Below are 17,824 nucleotides of genomic sequence, written 5' to 3' on the forward strand. Positions count from 1 at the left end.
ATTATTCAAGTATGGAAACGTTTTAAATTGCTCGTTATACTTTGGTTAAATCAAATAGAAATGTTAACGGAGGAAAAAAATGAGTGTAAATAGTGAACGAAAATGGTTTTCTGAGAGTCGATATGGTTTATTTATTCATTTCGGATTGTATTCAGTGGCAGGAAGACATGAATGGGTCCAGACTTTAGAAGAAATCAGTGTAGCAGATTACCAAAAATATCTGGATCAATTCGATCCTGATTTATTAGATCCACATGAATGGGCTCAAAAAGCCAAAGAAGCAGGTTTTAAGTATGTCATTATTACAGCAAAACACCATGATGGTTTTTGTTTATGGCATACGAAAGAAACAGAATATCACATAGGAAAAACACCATATCAGAGAGATTTGTTAGGAGAATTGATTGAAGCATTTCGTCAAGTTGGAATCAAGATCGGTCTTTATTATTCTCTATTAGACTGGCATCATCCAGATTTCTTAGTAGATGGCTATCATCCAATGAGAAATAATCCAACCTATATCGAACAACATCCTGGCAACATGGAAAATTATCGCCAATTTATGGCAAATCAAGTCAGAGAATTATTGACAAGTTACGGTACGATTGACTATCTATGGTTTGATTTTTCTTATAAAAGCAGAGATTGGGGAACTTCGGTCGGTAAAGGGGCGCAAGATTGGGGAAGTGTTGAATTAGAAAAAATGATCCATGAGATTCAACCTAATATTTTGATCAATGACCGGTTAGACTTGCATCGTGGTGTACTTACCCCAGAACAATTTGCTAGAAGTAAGGCAATGGACAACGAAGAAGAGGTATGGGAAACCGTTCAAACCTTAAATAATAGTTGGGGTTACGATCGGGACAACCTTAATTTCAAAACGAGTGAAATGGTAGCGAAACAACTAGTGGATACTGTCTCCAAAGGTGGAAATTTCACGATGAATATTGGACCAAACGCACGAGGAGAGTGGGATGACAATAGCAATAGCATTTTAAGTTCTGTTGGTCAATGGCTACGAAAACATGGAAAAGCGATTTACGGTGCGGGGTTATCTAGTTTTACACCACCTCAAGATTGTCGATACACTCAAAAAGGAAATAAATTATATCTTCACATTTTTAGTTGGCCTTATCGAACGATTTTATTACCAGAATTAGGTGGAAAAGTGAAGTTTGCGAAACTACTCAATGATGGTTCCGAGATTCGTTTTGTCGATACGAAGCATTTAGGAGGAGAAAGAAAAGCGACAACTAATTTATACAAAGAGATTACTGAAGTTCATGTGAAGGAGGCGCTTGACCCGAGCATGTTGATGCTAAACATTCCGATTAAAGAACCAAATGAATTGATCCCAGTGATTGAATTAACACTAAAGGAGGAAGAAAAATGAGTATCGGCATTATTCTTGCAAGCCATGGCGAGTTCGCTTTAGGCGTAAAGCAAACGGGAGACATGATCTTTGGAGAACAAGAACAGGTAGATGTGTGTGTATTGATGCCTGAAAATAGTCCAGAAGAGTTTCGCCACCAAGTGGAACAGGTGTTAGCGAAGTATTCCGTTGATGATGAACTGTTGTGTTTAGTTGATCTATGGAGTGGGACACCTTTTAATCAGCTGAACCAGCTGAAAGAAGAAGGAAGCAGAAAAATCGAAATTGTTTCTGGTTTGAATATTCCGATGCTGCTTCAAGCTTATAGCGAACGCTTTAATCCTAAGGCTTCGCTGAATGAAATCGTTCAGACCATTTCGACCGTCGGTGTTCAAGGGATTAAAACGTCCCTTGGAAGCACCGCAGCGGATTTACCATCGAACACAGCAGAGACTGAGCCATCAGTTGTGGCTTCCGTTTCCAACAAAATGAGTGAATTGGGGATCAGCCATGTCCGATTGGATGAACGGTTGATCCATGGTCAAGTAGCGACACTTTGGTTAGGGAAAATGGGAACGACAAGAGTTATGATCGTTGATGATGGAGTGGTCAATGATCCAATTGCTAAGGCCTCTTTAAAAGCTGCTGTTCCAGGTGGTATCAAATTGAGTATATTGAAAACGGTTACCGCTGCAAAACGGTTAAAAGAAGGGATTTATCAAGATCAAAAAATCATGTTGCTTACCAAAAAGATTCAAACGATCTTTGATTTGATCGATGCGGGTGTACCAATTGAATCATTTAATTTAGGCAATGCCAGTTCGAGAGAAGGAACCCTTCAAATCAAAAAATCCGTCTTTTTAACCGAAGCAGAAATTGCGAAGATTTTAGAGTTGGAAAAAGCAGGAATAGTTGTGACGGCACAAATGGTACCAATGGAAGAAGAAAAACGATTTTCACAATTTTACGGAAAGTAGGGGGAACGAATGAATATAGAAATTTGGCAAATCATCGTATTATCACTGTTAGGATTTTATGTCATCATCGAAAATTTAGGGATCAATGTGATTGCTAACCAAGCACTGATCGTAGGTACCATTACAGGTTTAGTAATGGGGGATCTGACCACTGGATTGGCAGTAGGTGCAACATTGCAATTAATGGGATTGGGTATTCAAGCTTATGGAGGAGCAAGTGTCCCAGATTATATGACCGCTTCGATCGTGGGAACTGTTTTTGCGATTACGAGTGGAAGAGGTGTGGAATTTGGTATCGGATTAGCTGTTCCAGTAGCATTGTTGATGATCCAGTTAGATATTTTTGCTCGATTTTGCAATGTGTTCTTTCAAAAGAGAATCGATAAAAATATTCGTTTAGCTGATACTAAAAAAATAAGAATTTATCACTTGTTGGGAGCAATGAGTTGGGGATTATCACGAGGCGTTCCTATTTTTATCGTCTTTAGTTTTGGTGACCGAGTGATTCAAATTGTTTCAGATGTAATTCCAGAATGGTTGACTGGCGGGTTGGCAGTTGCAGGAGGCATGTTACCAGCAGTCGGTATCGCCATTTTATTAAGATTTTTACCAGTTAAAAATTTCATTACGTACTTGATGATTGGGTTTTTGGCAGTTGCTTACTTAAAGATGCCTATGTTTGGCGTGGCTTTATTAGGATTGGCTTTAGCCATTTTACAATTTAAGAATTTGATCGGAAAGCAAAACAATCTGACACAAGTGGCTCAAGCTGATGCAAATGGAAAAGGAGGATTAAGTGCTGATGAGTACGAAGATTAATCAAAAAGACCTAGATAAAGTAAGTATCAATTGGTTGTATGGTAGCCAATTGTCTTGGAACTATGAGCGAATGATGGGTGGGGGCTATTTGTACTCCATGTTACCGATCATCGAAAAACTCTACGGCGACGATGAAGAAACCAAGATTGCCATGATGAACATGCAAAGTCAATTTTTTAATACAACACCACATATGGGCGGTTTTATTTTGGGAATCGATATCGCTACTGAAGAAGCTGAAGGCAAACAATCAAAAGATACGGTGTCTAGTTTGAAAACTGGATTAATGGGTTCATTTGCTGGTGTCGGGGATACGATTTTTGGAGTATTGTTCCCAACTGTTTTTGGTTCAGTGGCTTCCTATTTAGCTCTACAAGGAAACGCGATCGGAGTTGCTGTTTGGGTATTAGTAAATCTGGCGATTTTAGTCTTTCGATTTTTCTCTGTAAGAATAGGTTATACTCAAGGCGTGAAATTAGTGACTAGTATGTCCGGACATTTGAATGCGTTGACCAATGCTGCTACTTTATTAGGGGTCACGGTGATTGGTGCCATGATTCCATCGGTGATCAATGCCCAAATTACTTGGACCTTTAAAACGGGAGATGTCGAACTTAACCTTCAAGAAACACTAGATCAGATCATGCCGATGATGATTCCAGCCCTTTTAGTGGGTGTCATTTATTGGTTGTTAGGCAAAAAATACTTTAATTCAACAAGAGCGATTTTAGCGATCATGGTGTTATCGATTTTATTAAGAGTATTCGGAATCATGTGATTTTCTAACTAAATGAGGAATAATCATAAAAAGGAGAGAGCCTTATGACACTCGCATTTTTTGAAGAATGTAAAAAATTAACTGAAACATTAGAGAAGTATGAAACAGAAAATATAACGAAAGCAGCCCAAATCGTAGCCGATGGAATTATGAACGGTGGGATTACGCAGGCTTTTGGTAGCGGACATTCCCATGCAGCAGCGCTAGAAATCAGTGGGCGTGCAGGTGGATTGATACCGTCAAAACTGATTTTAGATCCTGCGGGGGGCATGTACGAACAACATGCTGGTGTCGGACGAACGCTCATGCACAAAGTATCCATCCATCCCAATGATGTCTTTTTCCTGATTTCTAATTCTGGGAGAAACCCCATGGCAATTGAAATGGCTGAAGAAATCAAAAAGCGTGGAAATAAATTGATCGTGGTCACGGCATTGGCTGCCTCTAAAGCATCCACTTCACGACATGAAAGTGGAAAGTTATTGTATGAATTTGCAGATGTTGTTTTAGATAACCACTCTGTTTATGGTGATGCGGTATTACCTGTTGATGGATTAGAGACCAAAGTCTGCGGGACTTCGACATATGCGGCTACATTGTTACTCCAACAAACGATGTTAGAAGCTATTGAGCGAATGGTTGCTCAAGGTTTTGAACCGCCAGTTTATTTAAGTGCGAATATCGATGGGGGACACGAACGAAACCTAAAAATCGAAGACCAGTATGCAGAGAGAATTTTCCATATTTAGTTTCATGAACATATCAAATGATTGACTGAGAAAAAGCACATAAAAAGAACGTTTAAGGTGGGGACAACCCAACGCTTAAACGTTCTTTTCCTATTTAGTCATCTAAACCAATCAAATAATCGTCATCTTGCATTGCTTCCACATGCCCTAAGAGGTAGCCATTTCCCACTTGTGAGAAGAAATCATGGTTGCTGGTACCGGTAGAGATACCGTTCATCACGATTGGATTGACATCATTCGCTGTATCTGGAAAAAGTGGATCCATTCCCAGGTTCATCAATGCTTTATTGGCATTGTAGCGCAAGAATGTTTTTACTTCTTCCGTCCAACCGATTGGATCATACAGTTCCTCGGTATAACGTTCTTCATTTTCGTACAATTCATATAATAAATTATACATCCAGTCTTTTAGCTGTTCTTGTGCTTCTTCTGATAGTTCATTGTAACCTAATTGGAATTTGTAGCCAATGTAAGTTCCATGAACTGATTCATCTCGAATAATCAATTTGATGATTTCTGCTACATTCGCTAACTTATTATTTCCTAAATAATAAAGAGGAGTATAAAAGCCGGAATAAAATAAGAATGTTTCTAAGAACACACTAGCGATTTTCTTTTCTAAAGGTGTGCCATTTTTGTAGATTTCATTGATACGTTCCGCTTTTTTTTGTAAATAAGGATTTGTATTCGTCCATTCAAAGATTTCTTCGATTTCTTTTTTTGTATTCAATGTACTAAAAATGGAAGAATAGCTTTTTGCATGGACCGATTCCATAAATTGGATATTGTTCAATACAGCCTCTTCATGCGGCGTACGGACATCCTTACGCAGCTGATCCATTCCGCTTTCTGATTGGACAGTATCGAGTAAAGTCAGTCCACCGAAGACATGGCCAACCGTATCTTTTTCTAACTGTGACAGTGTCCGCCAGTCATCTAAATCATTAGACAAAGGAATACGGGTATCTAACCAAAATTGTTCAGTTAGTTTCTCCCACGTAGATTTATCAATGATATCTTCAATTTCATTCCAGTTTATTGCTTCATAGTAAGTTTCTGACATGAGAAATGCTCCTTTATTTAAATTACCTGTCTGTTCATTTTTTGCTTACTTGTTTTAGATGACACAACTTTCACATTGATTGCTGCCGATTTCTTCTGCATCATCAGTAAACGTCCGAACGTAATAAATTGATTTGATTCCTTTATGGAAAGCGTAGTGACGTAAGATATTCAAATCACGTGTTGTTTGTTTAGTCGTTGTTTTCCATTCATATAGACCTTCTGGGATTTCAGAACGCATAAATAGGGTTAAACTCATTCCTTGATCTACATGTTGTTGAGCAGTTGCGTAAATGTCAATGACTTTTCGCATGTCCATGTCATAAGCTGAAGTATAGTAAGGAATTGTTTCATTTGACAGATAAGGCGCTGGGTAATAGATTTTCCCGATTTTCTTTTCTTGACGCTCTTCGATCATGCGTGTAATCGGATGAATACTTGCACTAGTGTCATTGATATAAGAAATCGAACCATTCGGTGCTACAGCTAGACGATTTTGATGGTATAAACCATCGGTCATGATCGCTTGTTTTAAGTTTTCCCAATCTTCAGCAGTTGGAATAAAGATTCCTTCAAATAAAGCTTTTACTTTATCAGATTTTGGTTGGAATTCTCCAGTAACATATTTATCAAAATAGCTTCCATCTGCATAAGCAGATTTTTCAAAGTTATGGAAGACTTGTTTTCTTTCACGAGCAATCGTATTACTTTCAACTAATGTCCAGTAATTTAAAAGCATAAAGTAAATATTTGTGAAATCTAAGGATTCTTCAGAGCCATACGCCATTTGTTCCTTCGCAAAGAAAGTGTGTAAGCCCATTGCTCCTAGTCCGATCGTATGATTCAATTTGTTTCCATTTTGGATTGGAGGAACAACATCGATATCGGAAGCATCTGTGATGTAAGTCAATGCCCGCGTCATCGTGCGCACAGACTGACCAAAATCAGGGCTGTCCATCAAGTTAACGATGTTAGTCGAACCGAGATTACATGAGATGTCCGTTCCTAATACTTCATATTCTTGTTTTCCATTGATAACAGAAGGTGTTTGAACTTGTAGGATTTCCGAACACAAGTTACTCATGATGATCTTTCCGTCAACTGGATTTTCACGATTAGCTGTATCAATATTGATGATATAAGGATAACCGGATTCTTGTTGTAATTTCGAAATTTCATTTTCAAGTTCACGTGCTTTGATTTTTTGTTTCCGAATATTAGGATTCGCTACTAAATGATCATACTCAGCAGTGATGTCGACATAAGAAAATGGCACGCCATATTCTTTTTCCACACTATAAGGACTGAAAAGATACATTTCTTCATTTTTACGAGCTAACTCGTAAAATTTATCAGGAACGATTACACCAAGTGAAAGTGTCTTTACTCGGATCTTTTCATCTGCATTTTCTTTCTTGGCAGAAAGAAAAGCAATGATATCTGGGTGGAAGACGTTCAAATAAACGACACCAGCACCTTGACGTTGACCTAATTGGTTTGAATAGCTAAAACTATCTTCAAATAATTTCATAACAGGGACAACACCACTTGCTGCTCCTTCATAACCTTTGATCGGTGCACCCGCTTCACGTAGGTTTGAAAGAGTGATCCCAACACCACCGCCGATACGTGATAGTTGTAAAGCAGAGTTGATCGAACGACCGATAGAGTTCATATCATCAGTTACTTGTGTCAAGAAACAAGAAACGAGTTCTCCACGACGTTTCCGACCGGCGTTCAAGAAAGAGGGGGTAGCAGGTTGGTAACGTTGGTGGATCATTTCATCTGCTAAAGACAGCGCCAATTGTTCATCACCATTAGCAAAATAAAGTGCGTTGAAAGCTACTCGATCTTCATAAGATTCAAGATAAGCAGTCCCGTCATTCGTTTTTAACGCATATTGTGAATAAAATTTGTAGGCAGCCATAAATGATTTAAAGGTAAAGTGTTGTTCTGCTAAAAATTGATAAAGTGATTCAATAAATTCAGCAGAGTACAGTTGGATAAATTCTGACTCTAAATAGTCGTTTTCAATCAAATAATTGATTTTATCCATTGCTGTTGCAAACGTCATCGTGTTTGGTTTGACATTTTCTTCAAAAAAAGCGGTTAGCGCTTCTTTATCTTTATTTAGCGGGATCTGACCATTTACTGGTCGATTGATTTCATTGTTTAATTTAAAGTAACTAACATCTTTTAACTGCTTAAGACTCATAAGTACGCCCAACCTTCATTCCATATTTTGATAGTGAATATTGTTTCGTGCTGTAAAAAAGGATTTGGGGAGTTTACGGCAAAAACAAGTGCCTCAATTCCATCAAATCCAATTCTACGTTCTTTTCCATTTCGATTGACTGGTGACTAACTAGCAAGTTTGCGAAGTTGATCTGGTCGAAACCCGATCACCGTTTGTGCATCTGACGTAATGACAGGAACACTTTGGAATCCTTGAGCTTTTAACCATTCAATTGCATCTGGTTGTTCGTCGATATTAACTTCTTCAAAATCGATTTGGTTGTCAGTTAAAAAGCGTTTGACCATCTTGCATTGCATACAATTATTTTTAGAAAATATTTTGACATTCATGTGTATTGCCTCCTCCACAGCTCTTGTTTATCTATAATGAATAGTATAAAACTATTAGTAAAAAAGTCAAACAACAAACACTACATCTTGTGTTGTGGAAACTGTGGAATACTATGTTTTGTGGTTTTTGAAAAACAGCTGAAAACAAGTAACAGGGGAAAAAATACTTGTTTTAGTACAGTGAAGGTTGTGGAAAAATCCCCGAAAAGATTTTTTTATCTCCTTATTAAGTGGTTAAATGAAAGTTCGCTCATAAAATCACAACGTTCGTTGACTTTATCAAGTAACGAGAGTATTCTTATTGAGAATGATTCTCAATGTATGTTGATAAATGAAGTAAATAATAGGGAAAATAAATAGAAAGAACTATCATGATGTTTTTCACAAGAAGGAGATGAAAATCGATTTATGAATTTGAATGCTACTTTATCTTTAGATGCCACTGTCCCTTTAGAAGAAGCGAAGCTAAATCTTGTTTACCAAATTGAAAAATTGCAAACGAGTGAAGCAGTCAAAAAACATTTGCAAAATCTCGGTATAATCGTTGGAAGTAAACTCGTTGTTATCAATCGATCAGGAAGTAATGGAATCGTCCTGCTAAAAAATAATCGGATCGCGATCGATCGAGAATTGTTTAAACAAATTTTAGTGAAAAAGAACGAACTTTCTAAGGATAACTGGACTTCATTAGATCAACTGACTGTTGGAGAACGAGGAATCGTTGTAGGGATACATGGAAAAGGCGCTGTTAAACGGCGTTTGATGGATATGGGTGTAACGAAAAATGTTCCTTTGACCGTAAGAAAATTAGCACCACTAGGAGATCCGTTAGAAATTACATTGCGAGGGTATGAGTTAACGCTTCGTAAAGAAGAAGCAATGTTGATCCTTGTGCAAAAAGAGGTGTAAAAAATGAAGGTAGCTTTAGTTGGTAACCCTAATAGTGGAAAGAGTAGTTTATTCAATGCCTTAACTGGTGCTAAACAATACGTAGGGAATTGGCCAGGGGTAACGGTGGAAAAAAAAGAAGGAAAAATGAAGAAGAATCCGATAATCAAGATTCAAGATTTACCTGGAATCTATTCCCTGTCACCTTATACACCTGAAGAAGTAATTGCGAGAGATTATTTAACCAACGAATGTCCTGATCTGATCATCAATATTGTCGATGCCACAAATTTAGAAAGAAATCTTTATCTGACTGCACAATTATTAGATCTAGGCATCCCCATCATTATCGGACTGAATATGATGGATATCATTAAAAAAAATGGCAAAAAAATCAATGTCGAAAAATTAAGTTATGGTTTAGGCATACCTGTAGTTCCTATCAGTGTATTGAAAAAAGAAGGGTTGGATAAACTCACGAAGAAAATCATTGATGCCTTCAAGCAGCCAAAAGAACAGAAGGTATCCTTACTAACTAATTATGACGATCGACTAGAAGCTGCAATCCATGAAATCGAAGAGATATTAGGAAAAGATCAGCCTTTTCAACGCTGGTCTGCCATCAAATATTTTGAGCGTGATCCACAGTTATGGGAAAAACAAACAATAACGACAAAACAAGAAAAAGAAATTGAGCAGCTGATTCGTCTGACAGAGAGACTATTTGATGAAGATAGCGAAACGATAGTTATTAATGAACGATATGAATGGCTAACGCAACTTACTGCACTTTGTGTCGTGTCTACGGATTCATTTCGCTTGTCCATCAGTGATAAAATCGATCGAATCGTTACTAATCGCTGGTTCGCTTTACCAATTTTTGCTTTTGTCATGTGGCTGATCTATTATTTAGCGATTCAAACAATCGGAACAATGGGAACTGATTGGATCAATGACACGTTATTTGGGAGCTGGTTGCCACAACACGTCGAACAGGTACTGGTCAACTGGCAAGTGGCACAGTGGATGCAACAATTGATCCTCAATGGAATCATAGCAGGGGTAGGCGCAGTGTTGGGCTTTCTACCTCAGCTGATCGTCTTGTTCTTGTGTTTAAGTTTCTTGGAAGATTGTGGCTACATGTCACGGATCGCTTTTGTGATGGATCGTTTATTTCGGAAATTTGGTTTGTCAGGAAAATCGTTTATTCCTATGTTGATTGCTACAGGTTGTGGTGTTCCAGGAGTGATGGCTAGCCGAACCATTGAAAATGAGCAAGATCGGCGCTTGACGATCATGGTCACAACGTTTATGCCATGTTCTGCTAAATTACCAATCATTGCTTTGATTGCAGGAGCGTTTTTCCCCCATACTTCTTGGGTAGCCCCCTCTGCTTATTTTCTAGGTATGTCTTCCATCGTTTTATCAGGGATCATGTTGAAGAAGACGAAGTTATTTGCTGGCGATACCGCACCATTTATTATGGAACTACCAGCGTATCATTTTCCACAAGGAACAACGATTTTACGCCAAACCTATGACCGCAGTAAATCATTCGTCAAAAAAGCAGGAACGATCATCTTTGTTTCAAGTATTTTGATTTGGTTTACTTCTTCGTATAACTTTTTTGGTCAACCTGTTACGGAAGATCAAAGTATTCTAGCAAGTGTTGGACGGATTGTGGCTCCTCTTTTCCAACCACTAGGATGGGGGAATTGGCAAGGAACAGTAGCTACGATCACTGGATTAGTGGCCAAAGAAAATGTCATTGGGACTTTTGGTATTTTGTTTGGGCACAAAGAAGTAGCGGAAAATGGTCGAGAGATTTGGCAAGCATTACAAGGTACGTATACTTCCGCTGCTGCTTATTCCTTATTGTCCTTCAATCTGCTTTGTGCTCCCTGTTTTGCAGCAATCGGTGCGATCCATCGTGAAATGAATTCAAGGAAATGGACACTGATCGCAGTTGGCTATCAATGTGGGTTTGCTTACTTGGTAAGCTTCATGATTTATCAGTTCGCTCATTTATTAGAAGGCGGCTCTATCGTATTTTCGACTTATTTAGCAGGTATGGTCCTGATTGGATTAGGTTACGCTTTATTGAAAAAGCAGCAGAAGAAACAAGAAATTTTGACGTTATCATTAGAAGGTGGAAATTAAATGGCGACTTTTTTATTAAGTGTATTGATCTTTGGCAGTGCTGGTTATATCGTGTTTTCACGTGTCAAATCAGGAAAAACGTGTGATGACTGTAAAAGTGCTTGCCCAGTAAAGAAAGTCTAACGGATGAGAGATGATAAAAACAACGAGTGATGATCGAAAAACAGTTCATCGTTCGTTGTTTTTTTTGTGGTTGATTCTGCTTCTTTTGATTTTTCTCCAAGGAACAGACTTAAAACCTTTTTAAGATTTTTTGCTTATTTTGATTTCCCATAGTAAGATGTAACTGAAAAAGAGAAGGAAGAGGAGAATAAATGGCAGGAAAGAAAAAAATTGTTCGTCCAAGATACCAACAAATCGCAGTTGATCTGGCTGAACGAATCGTGGAAAACCGTTATCAGGTAGGGGAGAAGATCCATGCGAGATCCACTTTAGCAAGTACATATAATGCTTCTCCTGAAACTACAAGAAAAGCAATCAATGTGCTAGTTGATCTAGGGATCATGGAGGTTCGCCATGGCAGTGGGGCATTCGTTGCCTCAAAAGAGAAAGCCAAAGATTTTTTATTGCAATACCAAGATGTTCAATCGATCCAAGAAACAAAAGCTGAAATTATGGCAAGTGTAGAAAAGCAACAAGAAGAATTGGATCATTTTTCACAATTATTAGATCAATTAGTCAGTCAAACGAAACGGATACATAAGATGAATCCTTTATTGCCATTTGAATTAACGTTGACGAAAGAAGCGACCCACCTTGACCGCTCCATCAGCGAGTTGAATATTTGGCAAGCAACAGGAGCGACAGTGATTGCGATTTCCCATAAAGAAGAGTTGCTCGTTTCACCTGGACCGTATGCCAAATTCACAGCGGGTGACACTGTACATTTCATTGGAAACGAATTTACCTTACAAAGAATGACTAATTTCTTCTATCCAGAAAACTAGTCCTTTAATTATTTTTTATCATCAAATTTTAATCTTGAATAAGCCTAACCGCTAGGGCTTTATTCAAGTTTTTTTTATTTTGGAAGCAAACAAAAAAGTCTCCTTTTTGACAAAGTGACTACACGATGTTAGTATAGTGTGGTCACTTTTTTCAGAAAGTAAAATGAATTTACATAAACATAAAAAAGGAGAAATTTGTTTGGTAAAGGTAGAAGTAAAAAATTTAACAAAAATATTTGGTAAAAAGACACAAGTAGCTTTAGAAATGATGAAGAATCATCAACCGAAGACAGATATATTGAAAAAAACCGGCGCAACGGTCGGTGTGTACGATGCTAGCTTTGATGTTCAAGAAGGCGAAATATTCGTTATCATGGGTCTTTCCGGTAGTGGGAAATCAACCTTGATTCGATTATTGAATCGTTTGATCGAACCAACAGCAGGAAACATCTATATCGATGGAGAAGACATCTCAAAATTGAGTAAAGAAGAACTTCGTGAAGTTCGTCGTCACAAGATCAATATGGTTTTCCAAAACTTTGGGTTATTTCCACATCGTACGATCTTAGAAAATACGGAATATGGTTTAGAAGTTCGAGGAGTTCCGAAAGAAGAACGCCAACAAAAAGCAGAACAAGCACTTGAAAACTCAAGTTTGCTTTCATTTAAAGATCAATATCCAAATCAATTATCTGGTGGGATGCAACAACGTGTGGGGCTAGCTCGAGCATTAGCCAACGATCCAGAGATTTTATTGATGGATGAAGCTTTTTCTGCTCTTGATCCGTTGATTCGCCGTGAAATGCAGGATGAACTACTCGAATTACAATCAAATGTCCAAAAAACAATCATTTTCATCACCCATGATCTAAACGAAGCGTTGCGAATCGGTGACCGTATTGCATTGATGAAAGATGGTGAAATCATGCAAATCGGCACAGGGGAAGAAATCTTAACGAATCCTGCTAACGATTATGTTCGAGAATTTGTGGAGGAAGTGGACCGCTCCAAAGTCTTAACAGCTCAAAATATCATGGTTCCAGCGTTGACTACCAATATTGAATCAGATGGTCCGAATGTTGCATTGACTCGAATGCGCAACGAAGAAGTAAGTATGTTGATGGCAGTCGATAGAAAACGAAACTTAAAAGGAATCATTACAGCTGATCAAGCGCTAGAAGCCAGACGCCAAAAACGGCCGTTGATTGATTTCTTAGATGAAAATGTCACTGTCATTGGGAAAGACATGATTGTCAGTGATATCTTCAATATTATTTATGATTCACCTACGCCACTAGCAGTCGTTGACAACGGTAAACTTAAAGGGGTTGTCATTCGAGGAAGTGTGATTGAAGCATTAGCAGAATCAGGTGAGGTGAATGAACATGAATAATTTATTAAACTATCAATTACCCGTAGCAGATTGGGTTGAAAAATTGACAGAATGGTTTACGACTACGTTTGCAGGATTATTTGCTTTTCTACAAACGATCGGGCAAGCAGTGATGTCTGGGATCACTAATTTATTATTAGTTATTCCAGCACCAGTGTTCATCCTTTTATTAACAGTCGTTGCATTCTTTATCTCTAAGAAACGTCCAGGACTTACCTTGTTTACGTTGATCGGTCTATGGTTTATTTACAATCAAGGGTTATGGTCTGATTTGATGAATACTGTGACACTTGTCTTATTGTCTAGTATGATCTCCATCATTATTGGTGTACCATTAGGAATCTTAATGGCAAAAAGCAGCAAAGCGCAAAGTATCATCAAACCGATCCTTGACTTTATGCAAACTATGCCAGGATTTGTTTACTTGATCCCAGCAGTTGCATTCTTTGGGATTGGGATGGTTCCAGGGGTATTCGCCTCAGTTATCTTTGCGTTACCACCAACTGTTCGTTTCACAAATCTAGGTATTCGCCAAGTACCAAAAGAATTGGTGGAAGCATCTGATTCATTTGGTAGTACCAGTTGGCAAAAACTGTTCAAGTTAGAATTACCATTGGCTAAAAGTACGATCATGGCGGGGATCAACCAAACCACCATGTTGTCACTTTCAATGGTCGTGATTGCTTCAATGATTGGAGCGCCAGGATTAGGTCGTGGCGTCTTGTCAGCATTACAACGTGCGCAAGTCGGAAATGGATTTGTTAACGGGGTAGCTTTAGTTATCTTGGCGATCATCATTGACCGTTTTACGCAACATTTGAATCAACCAAATAATAAAAAAGCGACAGGTGCGAACAAACAAAAAAGTAAAAAACGCCAAGGAATCATTATTGGAGCTGTAGTGGTTGTGATTTTAGGTGCCATTGGCTTAGGTAGTTTAGCTAATAACAAAGAAACAAAAAAAATCAATCTTTCATATGTAGAATGGGATACTGAAGTAGCTTCAACGAATGTAGTTGCTGAAGTACTCAAAGGAATGGGCTATGATGTGTCGATCACACCATTAGATAATTCCATCATGTGGGAATCTGTTTCTAAAGGAGAATCAGATGGGATGGTAGCTGCGTGGTTACCAAAAACCCATGGTTCTCAATATGCACAGTACAAAGACCAAATAAATGATCTAGGTGCTAATTTAACTGGTGCTAAAGTTGGCTTAGCTGTTCCAAGCTATATGGATGTCAACTCGATTGAAGAATTAACCAATCAAGCAGATAAGAAAATCACCGGTATTGAACCTGGTGCCGGAGTCGTCAATGCTGCTGAAAATACAATCAAGCAATATGACAACTTAAAAGATTGGACCGTAGAAACTTCTTCTTCAGGTGCGATGACAGTGGCATTAGGTCAAGCCATCAAAAAGAAAGAACCAATCGTTATTACTGGTTGGACTCCACATTGGATGTTTGCTAAATATGACTTGAAGTATCTTGAAGATCCTAAAAAAGCCATGGGAAGTGCTGAAGAAATCCATACGATCGTCCGCAAAGGATTAAAAGAAGACCAACCAGAAGCATATAAGGTCTTAGATAATTTCCACTGGTCAGAAAAAGATATGGAAAAAGTCATGTTAGAAATCAATAACGGAAAAGATCCACAACAAGCAGCACAAGACTGGATCAAAGAAAATCAAAAAACAGTCGATAGCTGGAAAGAATAATGTTTAGGTAACTGATCACGAAAAGTTCGATCAAACTCTAGTAAATCAAATGAAGCATTCTGAAAATAGTCTTTACTATTTTTGGAACGCTTCATTTTTTGTTAGTATTCAGAACTTTTTTATGTAACTCACTGTTGATGGGAAAAATACATAAGCCATGGTACTAAGGGAATGTAAAAGAGGCTATTATTGTTTGCTATTTTTATTCTATGATAAAATAGAAGATTTTCTTAAAAAATATAATAATTAAGTTCTTTATCTCTCAATATAATTTCCTTAACTAAATGTACATTTAAGGAGAAAAATAAAGTGGACAAACAAAAATTTGGCGATAAGAAAATAAAATATGCACTAAGAAAATTCCCATAAGGTGTTTTTTTTAAGACTATAGGCTCGGTATTACTCTATGGAATACCGGTAGTTCCTAGTGTTAATGAGGATCTCTTGCTTACAGAACCTAAGCGGGTAATTGAAAAACTGAATAAACAGGAAAAATTTCTACAGGTCGAATTTATCCCCATATTAAAAACTAATTTAAGCACAGTAGAACAAGAAAAAATCAGTACAGAGCTGCCTAAAACTGTTTTAACTAAAAATTAAAAATATTATTTAGTTTATAAAAAAAATAATCAACGTGTCTTGTCGGAAACAGATGATACAGGCTCATCACTGATTTATATCTATATTGATTCAGGTATGTTGCTAGCCAGCTGGATTTTATTGTCTAAGAAAGCATAAAAATCTAAATTTTTATTTAGTATTTTATTACTGAAGGCTTTTACCGGTAAGAACGTATTAAGTTTATCTATGATAGGTCACCCCTCGGTAGAACATTAGCACCAAACATTTGAAGTTCCCATTGGTAGTAGACTCCCACAAATTGATCCCAATATTCATGAGTATACTTTCTAAGGATACGTGCATACAGAAGAAATCCCAAATAATCATGTACCAACGAATTCATTAACAAGTACGAATGTTGTGACAACTTCAAAAAATGAAATGGACAATCAAGCGCAATCAATGAAAAAGATTTGTTCAAACCAATTACCGTCAATTGAAACAGTCTACGGACGATTCATTCTTCTAATGAATTCGAGATACTATTCCAAGATGCTTTGAATAAAGATTTAACACTAGCGAAACAAAACAGAAAAATGCATTATATGGATGATTTAAAAGCGCAAGTAATGAAATCTTATCATTTAGCAACACATGACTTTGAAAAATCAATCTTTCAATAAAAAAACAAGAATCAATTACATTTTTGATTTTTTTTGTGATTCTTTATTTAAAAAATTTTTTCTAGTTCATAGAGACTTTCTGAGTGAAAAAATGGTGTAAATTCCAATTTTTTTATAAAGGCATAAACGAAATTATTTTTAGACAAAATGTCAAAACTGTTAATTCATTATAAAAAGGAAAAGATGATAAATTAAAAGAAAAAGTGAGGAAATCAGTTTGGTATATTGAAATCAATCATAAAAACCGATAGTAGAAAGGTGACCAAAAGATATTGAAACAAAAATTTTTGATTGCGGGAATTTGTTTTTTTACAGGTGTCTTATTGGTGGAAGTTATTTCACTGCGGGCTTTACATTTAACAAAAACCACCGTAACGCAACAAACAATTACCTCATCACAGACAATAGAGACATCGAAGGAACAGGAGCTTAAGCCTTCTACAGCAACAACTAATACAGAAACTAAAGCACAAAAAACGATTGCACTTAGTTTTGATGATGGGCCAAATGGAACAACGACACCAAAACTCTTAAAAATTTTGAAAGACCAACAGATACATGGCACGTTTTTTGTTCTGGGCCAAAATATTCAGCAATACCTTGAAGTTGTGAAACAAACAGTTATGGACGGTAACGAAGTCGAAAATCACTCATATGATCACCAAAATCTCACGAGACTCCCGCTGGAATCAGTTGAGAGTGAGCTCAAAAAAACGGACGAAGAAATTAAAAAGGTGACAGGTAAAACAGCTGCGTTCGTACGTCCACCGTACGGGAGTATATCAAATAGAGTCGCTCAAATAATTAAACGCCCCATCATTTTATGGTCAGTTGATTCAGAAGATTGGAAAACTAGAAATTCGGAAATGATTGTACAACGTGTTCAAAATACCGTTCATAATGGGGCTATCCTGTTATTCCATGATATCTATTCGGAAACAATCAATGCGATGCCTCAAATTATTGAATATTTAAAAGGACAAGGGTATCAATTTAAAACAGTTGGAGAATTACTTGGCTATCCAACTGCAGTAGAATGCTATTACGGTAAAGATGATCACAGAAAGGTGCCATAATGCAAGGAGGGTATCAGTTAGTTTCTCACATGATTGGAAACGGATGTTAG

General features: G+C 37.4%; 16 protein-coding genes. 13 read left to right on the forward strand and 3 right to left on the reverse strand.

Annotation, left to right across the window (positions count from 1 at the left end; genetic code table 11):
• The first annotated feature begins 79 nt into the window (after positions 1-79).
• Genes IGJ18_RS02290 through IGJ18_RS02310 form a run of 5 tightly spaced genes read left to right on the forward strand, consistent with a single transcriptional unit; the run spans position 80 to position 4,698 of the window.
• Positions 80-1,396: an alpha-L-fucosidase gene (locus tag IGJ18_RS02290; RefSeq protein ID WP_178306187.1), complete on the forward strand. Its 1,317-nt coding sequence runs from the start codon at positions 80-82 to the stop codon at positions 1,394-1,396.
• Positions 1,393-2,352, forward strand: a complete 960-nt coding sequence (locus tag IGJ18_RS02295) for a PTS mannose/fructose/sorbose transporter subunit IIAB (protein WP_010720072.1) — start codon at positions 1,393-1,395, stop codon at positions 2,350-2,352. Before IGJ18_RS02290 ends, IGJ18_RS02295 begins: the two co-directional genes overlap by 4 nt.
• Positions 2,353-2,361: 9 nt before the next feature.
• Positions 2,362-3,171, forward strand: a complete 810-nt coding sequence (locus IGJ18_RS02300; protein ID WP_010720071.1) for a PTS mannose/fructose/sorbose/N-acetylgalactosamine transporter subunit IIC — start codon at positions 2,362-2,364, stop codon at positions 3,169-3,171.
• Complete coding sequence (locus IGJ18_RS02305) at positions 3,155-3,949, forward strand: PTS system mannose/fructose/sorbose family transporter subunit IID (RefSeq protein WP_010720070.1); 795 nt, start codon at positions 3,155-3,157, stop codon at positions 3,947-3,949. The genes IGJ18_RS02300 and IGJ18_RS02305 overlap by 17 nt, the downstream gene beginning before the upstream one ends.
• Before the next feature lie 44 nt (positions 3,950-3,993).
• Positions 3,994-4,698, forward strand: coding sequence for an SIS domain-containing protein (locus IGJ18_RS02310; RefSeq protein ID WP_010720069.1), 705 nt, complete (start codon positions 3,994-3,996; stop codon positions 4,696-4,698).
• Positions 4,699-4,792: 94 nt separating this feature from the next.
• On the opposite strand, the gene nrdF is transcribed toward IGJ18_RS02310, so the two are convergent.
• From nrdF to nrdH, 3 genes are all read right to left on the reverse strand, one after another.
• Positions 4,793-5,761, reverse strand: a complete 969-nt coding sequence (nrdF, locus tag IGJ18_RS02315) for a class 1b ribonucleoside-diphosphate reductase subunit beta (RefSeq protein ID WP_010720068.1) — start codon at positions 5,759-5,761, stop codon at positions 4,793-4,795.
• A 54-nt stretch (positions 5,762-5,815) separates the two neighbouring features.
• Positions 5,816-7,975, reverse strand: coding sequence for a class 1b ribonucleoside-diphosphate reductase subunit alpha (nrdE, locus tag IGJ18_RS02320; protein WP_010720067.1), 2,160 nt, complete (start codon positions 7,973-7,975; stop codon positions 5,816-5,818).
• Positions 7,976-8,121: 146 nt separating this feature from the next.
• The gene (nrdH, locus tag IGJ18_RS02325) at positions 8,122-8,346 is read right to left on the reverse strand and encodes a glutaredoxin-like protein NrdH (protein WP_010738447.1); all 225 of its coding nucleotides are present in this window, start codon (positions 8,344-8,346) and stop codon (positions 8,122-8,124) included.
• A gap of 408 nt (positions 8,347-8,754) precedes the next feature.
• On the opposite strand from nrdH, the gene IGJ18_RS02330 reads away from it, so the two are divergent.
• From IGJ18_RS02330 to IGJ18_RS02365, 8 genes are all read left to right on the forward strand, one after another.
• The gene (locus IGJ18_RS02330) at positions 8,755-9,255 is read left to right on the forward strand and encodes a FeoA family protein (RefSeq protein WP_010720065.1); all 501 of its coding nucleotides are present in this window, start codon (positions 8,755-8,757) and stop codon (positions 9,253-9,255) included.
• A gap of 3 nt (positions 9,256-9,258) precedes the next feature.
• On the forward strand, positions 9,259-11,394 hold the full coding sequence (gene feoB, locus IGJ18_RS02335; protein WP_088745395.1) for a ferrous iron transport protein B: 2,136 nt from the start codon (positions 9,259-9,261) through the stop codon (positions 11,392-11,394).
• Positions 11,395-11,517 (forward strand): hypothetical protein, encoded by a 123-nt coding sequence (locus IGJ18_RS02340; RefSeq protein WP_053765766.1) that lies wholly within the window; start codon positions 11,395-11,397, stop codon positions 11,515-11,517.
• A 191-nt stretch (positions 11,518-11,708) separates the two neighbouring features.
• Positions 11,709-12,341: a GntR family transcriptional regulator gene (locus IGJ18_RS02345; RefSeq protein WP_010720062.1), complete on the forward strand. Its 633-nt coding sequence runs from the start codon at positions 11,709-11,711 to the stop codon at positions 12,339-12,341.
• A 199-nt stretch (positions 12,342-12,540) separates the two neighbouring features.
• Entirely contained in the window at positions 12,541-13,734 is a 1,194-nt protein-coding gene (locus IGJ18_RS02350; RefSeq protein WP_010720061.1) for a quaternary amine ABC transporter ATP-binding protein, read from the forward strand.
• Entirely contained in the window at positions 13,727-15,454 is a 1,728-nt protein-coding gene (locus IGJ18_RS02355) for an ABC transporter permease/substrate binding protein (protein ID WP_438842809.1), read from the forward strand. The genes IGJ18_RS02350 and IGJ18_RS02355 overlap by 8 nt, the downstream gene beginning before the upstream one ends.
• A gap of 918 nt (positions 15,455-16,372) precedes the next feature.
• Entirely contained in the window at positions 16,373-16,576 is a 204-nt protein-coding gene (locus IGJ18_RS02360) for a hypothetical protein (RefSeq protein ID WP_053765765.1), read from the forward strand.
• A 394-nt stretch (positions 16,577-16,970) separates the two neighbouring features.
• On the forward strand, positions 16,971-17,774 hold the full coding sequence (locus IGJ18_RS02365) for a polysaccharide deacetylase family protein (RefSeq protein ID WP_438842810.1): 804 nt from the start codon (positions 16,971-16,973) through the stop codon (positions 17,772-17,774).
• Positions 17,775-17,824 lie beyond the last annotated feature (50 nt).

This window comes from Enterococcus sp. AZ078, from assembly GCF_051714985.1.
Lineage (GTDB): Bacteria > Bacillota > Bacilli > Lactobacillales > Enterococcaceae > Enterococcus_B > Enterococcus_B hirae.

Coding starts and splice junctions, on each gene's coding strand:
- IGJ18_RS02290 (WP_178306187.1), top strand. CDS start 80: ATGAGTGTAAATAGTGAACGAAAATGGTTTTCTGAGAGTCGATATGGT.
- IGJ18_RS02295 (WP_010720072.1), top strand. CDS start 1,393: ATGAGTATCGGCATTATTCTTGCAAGCCATGGCGAGTTCGCTTTAGGC.
- IGJ18_RS02300 (WP_010720071.1), top strand. CDS start 2,362: ATGAATATAGAAATTTGGCAAATCATCGTATTATCACTGTTAGGATTT.
- IGJ18_RS02305 (WP_010720070.1), top strand. CDS start 3,155: ATGAGTACGAAGATTAATCAAAAAGACCTAGATAAAGTAAGTATCAAT.
- IGJ18_RS02310 (WP_010720069.1), top strand. CDS start 3,994: ATGACACTCGCATTTTTTGAAGAATGTAAAAAATTAACTGAAACATTA.
- nrdF (WP_010720068.1), bottom strand. CDS start 5,761: ATGTCAGAAACTTACTATGAAGCAATAAACTGGAATGAAATTGAAGAT.
- nrdE (WP_010720067.1), bottom strand. CDS start 7,975: ATGAGTCTTAAGCAGTTAAAAGATGTTAGTTACTTTAAATTAAACAAT.
- nrdH (WP_010738447.1), bottom strand. CDS start 8,346: ATGAATGTCAAAATATTTTCTAAAAATAATTGTATGCAATGCAAGATG.
- IGJ18_RS02330 (WP_010720065.1), top strand. CDS start 8,755: ATGAATTTGAATGCTACTTTATCTTTAGATGCCACTGTCCCTTTAGAA.
- feoB (WP_088745395.1), top strand. CDS start 9,259: ATGAAGGTAGCTTTAGTTGGTAACCCTAATAGTGGAAAGAGTAGTTTA.
- IGJ18_RS02340 (WP_053765766.1), top strand. CDS start 11,395: ATGGCGACTTTTTTATTAAGTGTATTGATCTTTGGCAGTGCTGGTTAT.
- IGJ18_RS02345 (WP_010720062.1), top strand. CDS start 11,709: ATGGCAGGAAAGAAAAAAATTGTTCGTCCAAGATACCAACAAATCGCA.
- IGJ18_RS02355 (WP_438842809.1), top strand. CDS start 13,727: ATGAATAATTTATTAAACTATCAATTACCCGTAGCAGATTGGGTTGAA.